The 6621-nt window shown below is 63.5% G+C and carries 8 protein-coding genes and 1 pseudogene; all 9 read right to left on the bottom strand.

The genetic code is table 11. The features are described 5' to 3' along the window. Positions 1–706, bottom strand: a 706-nt coding sequence (nhaA, locus tag I5W_RS18180) for a Na+/H+ antiporter NhaA (protein ID WP_044530282.1), incomplete at its 3' end; no start/stop codon positions are given. Positions 707–776: 70 nt separating this feature from the next. Next, positions 777–1642: pseudogene (locus I5W_RS18175) on the bottom strand (DUF2145 domain-containing protein). An 82-nt stretch (positions 1643–1724) separates the two neighbouring features. After that, a complete protein-coding gene (locus I5W_RS18170; RefSeq protein ID WP_252717099.1) occupies positions 1725–2192 on the bottom strand; it encodes a hypothetical protein in 468 nt (155 codons plus the stop codon). A gap of 330 nt (positions 2193–2522) precedes the next feature. Next, a complete protein-coding gene (locus I5W_RS18165) occupies positions 2523–2960 on the bottom strand; it encodes a universal stress protein (RefSeq protein ID WP_017453553.1) in 438 nt (145 codons plus the stop codon). A 218-nt stretch (positions 2961–3178) separates the two neighbouring features. Further along, positions 3179–3979 carry an N-formylglutamate deformylase gene (hutG, locus tag I5W_RS18160; RefSeq protein WP_044530280.1) on the bottom strand — a complete coding sequence of 267 codons (801 nt, stop codon included), beginning with the start codon at positions 3977–3979 and terminating at the stop codon, positions 3179–3181. Between the two features lie 12 nt (positions 3980–3991). After that, on the bottom strand, positions 3992–4555 hold the full coding sequence (locus I5W_RS34290; RefSeq protein WP_374702145.1) for an amidohydrolase family protein: 564 nt from the start codon (positions 4553–4555) through the stop codon (positions 3992–3994). A gap of 3 nt (positions 4556–4558) precedes the next feature. Next, on the bottom strand, positions 4559–5437 hold the full coding sequence (locus tag I5W_RS34285) for an amidohydrolase family protein (RefSeq protein WP_374702144.1): 879 nt from the start codon (positions 5435–5437) through the stop codon (positions 4559–4561). Positions 5438–5560: 123 nt separating this feature from the next. Then, a complete protein-coding gene (locus I5W_RS18150; RefSeq protein ID WP_044530279.1) occupies positions 5561–6214 on the bottom strand; it encodes a HutD/Ves family protein in 654 nt (217 codons plus the stop codon). Next, on the bottom strand, positions 6204–6621 hold a 418-nt coding region (locus I5W_RS18145; protein ID WP_044530278.1), incomplete at its 5' end, for an amino acid ABC transporter ATP-binding protein. The genes I5W_RS18150 and I5W_RS18145, both read right to left, overlap by 11 nt.

The raw sequence follows: 6621 nt of genomic DNA, 5'->3' as shown, positions 1-6621 counted from the left end.
CGTGGATGCCGGACTTGAGCACGCAGACCCAGACCACCAGGCCGACCAGGATATAGACATCGGCACGCCGCACGCCACTGCGATTGAGCAGCAGCAGCAACAGCGTGCCCACCCCGGCTGCCCCCAGCATGGCCAGCGACAGATGATCGGTGTAGAACAGCGCAATCACCACGATGGCCCCCAGGTCATCGATGATGGCCACCGCCGTCAGGAACACCTTCAGGGACGTCGGCACGCGCGAGCCCAGCAGCATGACGATGCCGATGGCAAAGGCGATGTCGGTGGCAGCTGGAATGGCCCAGCCGCGCAGGGCCACCGGGTCGCCCAGGTTGATGAGGGCGTAGATGCCGGCCGGCGCCAACATGCCGCCCAGGGCAGCCGCAGCGGGCAGGATGGCCTGCTTGCGCGAGGCCAGTTCGCCCTCGACGAATTCGCGCTTGATTTCCAGTCCGACCAGGAAGAAGAACACCGCCATCCACAGATCATTGACCCACAGCAGCAAGGGTTTGGAGAGCACGATCAGGCCGCCGATGTCGACCGTTCCCTGGATCCGGGTAAAGCCCTCGTAAGCCTGGCGCCAGCCGCTGTTGCTGACCACCAGGGCCAGCACGGCGGCGATCGCCAGCACGATGCCGCCAGCGGCTTCATGGGCAAAGAATCGGGTGAAGGCGTTGCCGCCTTGGTCCTGGTGAGGGGGCTTGGTCAATGCGGGCTCCTAGTTGTCGTTTGAAAAACAAGGCCTGACTGTAACAAAGGCAGCAGTTTTTCTCCAGGCCCTAGTTCACGGGCAACACCCGGTCACCCGAGGCGGCCACGCAGCCATCGGCAATGCGGCTCCAGCCTGGGTGAACCACGATGTGCTCTTCGTTCATGCACAGTTCGACGCGGTAGCTCTCTGGATCACGGCGATGAATGAAGGACTCGATGGAGGCCGGCATGGTGACCTGGTACAAGTTCTTCTCCAGGTTGACCGCAGGGTGATCCTCATCGTGCAGCAGCGGGATGAAATGGCTGGCCCACATCAGGTAGTCGTGCTGCACCTCGATATCGGTGGGCCGGTAATCGCTCTGGCGCAACCACTGCTGGGCTGCGGCCCGCACATCATCCTTCAGACTCAACTGGCCCCAGGCAAGGGCCAGCATCTCCATGAGCCACTGGTTGCAGTTCTGGAACTGGGTGGAAAGGGATAGGCATTGGCACTGTAGTGCTGCCCCAGCAGGTGGCTGGACAGGGTGTCATCCAAAGCCGCCCGGCGCATCTCCAGCCCCAGTGTTCCAGGTACAAAGACCAGCGAAACGTAGGCCATGGACGCGCTATCGTTATCGAGCAGAAAGCCGGCGATACCCTGGTCGAAGATATCCGGTTTGTCTTTCTCGCACCGGTAGAACAGTTGGCGCACGCGCCATATAGAAGAATGGGGGCGGGAATCGTTGCGAACCGCCAGTCCGGCATGGGAATAGCGAATCTGGAAGCGATCCAGATTGATGGCCGAACGCGAGATGATGGCACTGCCCTCCCCCGAGCGCTGCAGTTCATCGCGCACGGTAGCCGCCAGCAGTAGCAGGCGGTTCTTCTGGGCCGCGCTCAATTCCAGGGTCTGGTCGCAATAAACGAACAGATTGGCGCCGTGCGCCACTGCCATGCCACCCATGCATAGCAGGCACAGGAGGGCCTGCAACCAGGCTCGGCGCCAGGACAAATTCATGCAATGGCCACCGGCAGTGTTACTGCAACACCACTTGCCGGGCAGGAAGATCGCCCATCCATTGGTCGTTGAGGACCACCACGAAAGGCTGGGTCTCGTAGCGCTGGTAGAACGCCAAACCATAGGGCTTGGGCATGGCGGTCACGGTTTGCCCCACGCCGAGATTGACCTGCGCGTAGTCATGCGCAGTCAGGTACAGGTAAAGGTCCGGGCGCGGCTCATCGCCCTGGGCGCGCAATGAGAGTCGCATCTGGTCCTCGCGATCTTCGGCGACCCTGATATCGGTCACCTGGTAGGCACCGTGCGCCAGCTTGGCCAGCGCCAGCCCGGTCGACGCAATTGCGCTCAGGCTCTCGGAGATACTGGTCACGGTACCGCTGACGCTCAGCGAGACCGAGGTCGACAGGCCCTTGGCCAGAGCATGTTGGGCGCAAAGCAGGAACACAAGCGCCGTTGCCGAGGCGCAAGGCTGATTCAATTTTTTCATGTCGTGGAGGGCTGCGTGGTGCGATGGCTGATGAACGCTGGTCACCTCCGGCAAGCCGGATGCGCCAGGGGCTCATGGAACTGTTTTCGGCGTGAGTCTATCCTGCGCGATGAGCCAGGCAGCAAAACTTTGCACGGACAGAGTGCTGTTAGCCGCCGCTAACGTCGATTGAGGAATTCTTACAGTCATTGACAATCCGTCGGACCAAAAAAAAGGGCCGTCCCTTTCCACAGGAACGGCCCGACCCTCCACACCACAAAACTTCATGACGGTTCTTGAAACCGCCCGATGTGCGCTGCTACTGCGCACATTGCTTCATCTTTTCTGAAATCAGCGATAAACCAGCACCGGCACCTTGCTGTGTGCCAGCAGCTTTTGCGTCTGGCTGCCCAGAAGCAGACGTCCCAGCGTGGAGCGTGCCTTGGAGGCCATGATGATGGCATCGCAGTGCTCCAGCTCGGCCACGCGCATGATTTCTTCGTAGGGGCGACCACCCTGGGCCACCTGCACCGTGCAAGGCACGCCTTCTTCGCGCGCCATCGCGGTAATCATCTCGACGCTGGCCAGGGCACGTGCGCGGCCGGCTTCGTCGGTACGCGCCACATCCACGCCGACGCTGATTTCAGGAATCGACAGTGCACGCAGATTGCCGGCCACCGACAAGCCAACCAGCTTGCTGCCGCAGCTCTTGGCCAGGGCGATCGCGGCCTTCACGGACTCATTGCACAGGCGCGAACCATCGGTTGCCAGCAGGATGTTCTTGAACATGATGACCTCAGCGGGTGACAGACATTGCGTTGATTTCGTATGACTGCATCCTATGCCTCTTGCAGATGAAGCGACTTGACATGTATCAAGCGGCAGGGGCTCCAGCGCCCCGGCAGGCGCGCATTTGCGCTGGATCAAATGGCGCCCTGCGCGGGCTGCCCCGAAAGCGAAAACGGCCTGCACGAGGCAGGCCATCCGGCTCCTACCCGCCCCTGGCTTCAGTCAGGACGAAACGCCAGGAAGCGCGACACCAGTTGCGCCAGCACCGGTTTGAGCTGGGCGACCAGATCGTCCTGCAGCGCATAGGGGGCCTGCTCCTGCATGTAGCTGCGTTGGGCCAGTTCCAGTTGCACGGCATGGATGCGCTGCGCCGGCTGCCCATAGTGACGCGTGATATAGCCACCCTTGAAGCGCCCATTGAGCACGGCCGGAGAGTGCGGCGCCAGTTGCTGTGCCAGCGCCAGCAGCTCTTCGCCCAGGCCGGCGGCGCAGGCGCTCCCGCTAGCCGTACCGAGGTTGAAGACCGGCAGTTCGCCCTCGAACAGGTGGGGAATCACCGAGCGGATCGAATGCGCATCCCACAGCAGCGCATAGCCATGCAAGGCCTTGAGCCGCGCCAGTTCAGCCTGCAAGGCGGCGTGATAAGGCTGCCAGTACAGCGACAGGCGCCGCGCCACTTCGGCTGCATCGGGCGCGCAGCCGGGGCGATACAGCGGCAGGTTATCGAAGGTGGTCTGCGGACAAAGGCCGGTGGAGTTCTGGCCCGGGTACAGGCTCTGCCCATCGGCCGGCCGATTCAGGTCGATCACGTAGCGCGAATACTCGGGACGCAGCACCGACGCCCCCAGGCCGATGGCGAAGTCATACAGCTCAGCGATGTGCCAATCGGTGTCATCGACCTGCAAGCCGATGTCGCTGAAGGCGGGCATCAAGTCCTGCGGCAGGCGCGTGCCGACGTGCGGCATGGAAATGAGCAAGGGCGTACTGCCCTGGTGTAGTTGGAAGATAGCGTGCTGCATGACGTGTTTTCCTCAATCCTTCAACAGATCGGCCACTGCCTGACGGTAGGCCTCGCGGGCGCTTTCCTGCAAGCGATGATGGCCGGCCGCGACCACCTGGCGGCCACCGACATAGACATCCCGGATCGGCTGGCCATCGTGTTCGCAGAACACCAATGCCGACAGCAATTGCGCCGGACTGCGGTCGGCCAGGTTGACATCGTCGCCGTCGAGGACCACGAAGTCGGCGCGCTGCCCCGGCGCCAAGCCGGCCACCGCACGCCCGCTGGCGGCAGCGCCACCGGCCACGGCCTGCGCGAAGAGACGGTCGGCGATAGCCGGTTCGGCAGGCGAAGCCAGCACGTTGCGACGGCGGTGGTGCAAGCGCTGGCCGTATTCCAGCAAGCGCAGTTCGGAGCGCAGGTTGATGGCGATGTTGCTGTCCGAACCGATGCCCCAGGGCGTGGCCGATTGCAGCAATTGTCCGGCATCGATGATGCCGTCGCCGAGATTGGCTTCGGGGGTTGGGCACAGGCCGACCACGGCGCCACTGGGCGCCAGTGCCTGGTATTCGCCCTGGTCCATGTGGGGTGGCATGGATCAGGCACCAGCGTGCATCGAGTTGTTGCAGCGAGAGCAGCCATCGCACCGGCCGCTGGGCGCACCAGGCCAGGCAGTCCTGGACTTCACGCCACTGTTCAGCGATATGAATGTGAATGGGAGCATCCTGCCCCCCCGACTGGCGGCGCAGGCCTGCACCAATTCATCCAGCCCTGCCGGCGACACCGCGCGCAGGAAATGCGGGGCCACGCCATAGCGGCGCATGGGGTTTTCCGGCAGGGCTTGCAACAGGCGTTCGCGCAGGGCCAGCAGGCTCTGCGCCGAGCCGATGAAACGCGCCTGCTCGCCCGACGGGGGCTGGCTGCCAAAACCGCCATACTGGTACAGCACCGGCAAGAGCGTCATGCCGATGCCCGCCTGGCTGGCAGCCTGCATCAGGCACAGCGCCAGTTCGGCACGGTCGGCATAGGGCACGCCGCCCGGCGCATGGTGCAGGTAATGGAATTCACATACCGAGGTATAGCCGGCCTTGAGCATCTCGATGTACAGATGGCGGGCGATGGCTTCCTGGTGCTCGGGCTGCAGGCGCTGGGCAAAACGGTACATCAGCTTGCGCCAGCTCCAGAAGGAGTCCGAGGGACTGCCCATGACTTCGGTCAAGCCCGCCATGGCGCGCTGGAAGGCGTGCGAATGCAGATTGGGCATCCCTGCAATCACCGGCCCTGCGGCCAGGTCGGCCTGACCGCGCTGGCTGTCGGCCTGGACCGCGATCAAGCTGCCGCTGCTATCCCAGCGCAGCAGTACGTCGCGGCACCAACCCTGGGGCAGCAAGGCCAGCGGGCAAAACAAAGTACCCGCCGCTTGAGGTTCATCTTGTTGATTCAGGTGTTGTGGCGTTTGTTCGCTGAGCGATGCCATATGCTCACCCTTATGTTGGCGATTCTGTAGTGTATGCCGGGCGCTCCCAGGCCGCTTGCAGCGGGTGAAACCGCGAGGGCGGGAAGGCTCGGCGCGTTGAGCATGGGGGCAGGACGGCTTTCGTCACCCCTTGCGGTCAATGCACACTGCCAGCACCACCGAGTCCGGGGCGCAGAGCAGATCGGGGAGCGTTGCCGCCGGCTCCTCGCGCAGGCGGGCAAATTCGCCTCGGCGCAAGGTCTGGCGCAGGCCATGCTGGTCCGACAGGCAAGCCGCCCCCTGGGCGACATAGACCAGCACGGTAGCCGCTGGCAGGCGACGCTCCTGGATGTCACCCAAGACCACCACCCTGCCCTGTGCGCGCTCACGCCGCACCATCAGGTTGAAATCCAGGGTCGGTGCGCCATGCAGGCGCACGCTGATGGCTTGTTCACCCGGGAACGCATGGGGGACGAAGCATTGCGCCAGATCCTGCACCTGGCGACCCTGGCTGTGCATGGTGAAGCCACCGCCCTCCAGCAGGACGATGGTGCGGTCGATGCCATCGAAGGTCGAGAATTCACCATCGACACCCACATCGGCCACGCTCACGCGCCACACGAAATGGGCGAAATCCGCATCGGCTGGCTCCACGCACAGTTCACGGGTCTGGCCACCTTCGTTCTTCCAGGGCACGGCAGCAATACGGCCCAGTTCGCCGACGAACTGGATGGCGCTGGTCCGCTGCGGGCCGCGGGCCTGCAGCGGTACCGGTTGCGACTTGAGCTCAAGCACCATGCGCCACCTCGCGAGCCAGCATGGTTTGCAAGAAGCTGCGGGTACGCGCCTCGCGCGGTTCGGTAAAGATGGCCGAGGGCGCGCCGGATTCGACGATGCTGCCATGATCCATCACTACCACCACATCGGCTACTTCGCGCGCAAAGCCCATTTCATGGGTGACGATAAGCATGGTCATGCCGTCGGCCGCCAGGTCCTGCATCACTTGCAGCACTTCGCCGACCAGTTCCGGGTCCAGTGCCGAGGTCGGCTCATCAAACAGCATGACCTTGGGTTCCATGGCCAGGGCACGGGCAATCGCCACGCGCTGCTTCTGCCCCCCGGACAAGGTGCCGGGATAGTCCTTGGCCTTGTGTTCCAGCCCGACTTTCTTCAACAGTCGCAAGCCCTGCTCCTGCGCTTGCTTG

The sequence above is a fragment of the Herbaspirillum sp. B65 genome (assembly GCF_000333555.1).
GTDB lineage: Bacteria > Pseudomonadota > Gammaproteobacteria > Burkholderiales > Burkholderiaceae_D > Herbaspirillum > Herbaspirillum rubrisubalbicans.
This window is presented reverse-complemented; position numbering and strand designations above follow the sequence as displayed.

Coding starts and splice junctions, on each gene's coding strand:
- I5W_RS18170 (WP_252717099.1), bottom strand. CDS start 2,192: ATGAAAAAATTGAATCAGCCTTGCGCCTCGGCAACGGCGCTTGTGTTC.
- I5W_RS18165 (WP_017453553.1), bottom strand. CDS start 2,960: ATGTTCAAGAACATCCTGCTGGCAACCGATGGTTCGCGCCTGTGCAAT.
- hutG (WP_044530280.1), bottom strand. CDS start 3,979: ATGCAGCACGCTATCTTCCAACTACACCAGGGCAGTACGCCCTTGCTC.
- I5W_RS34290 (WP_374702145.1), bottom strand. CDS start 4,555: ATGCCACCCCACATGGACCAGGGCGAATACCAGGCACTGGCGCCCAGT.
- I5W_RS34285 (WP_374702144.1), bottom strand. CDS start 5,437: ATGGCATCGCTCAGCGAACAAACGCCACAACACCTGAATCAACAAGAT.
- I5W_RS18150 (WP_044530279.1), bottom strand. CDS start 6,214: ATGGTGCTTGAGCTCAAGTCGCAACCGGTACCGCTGCAGGCCCGCGGC.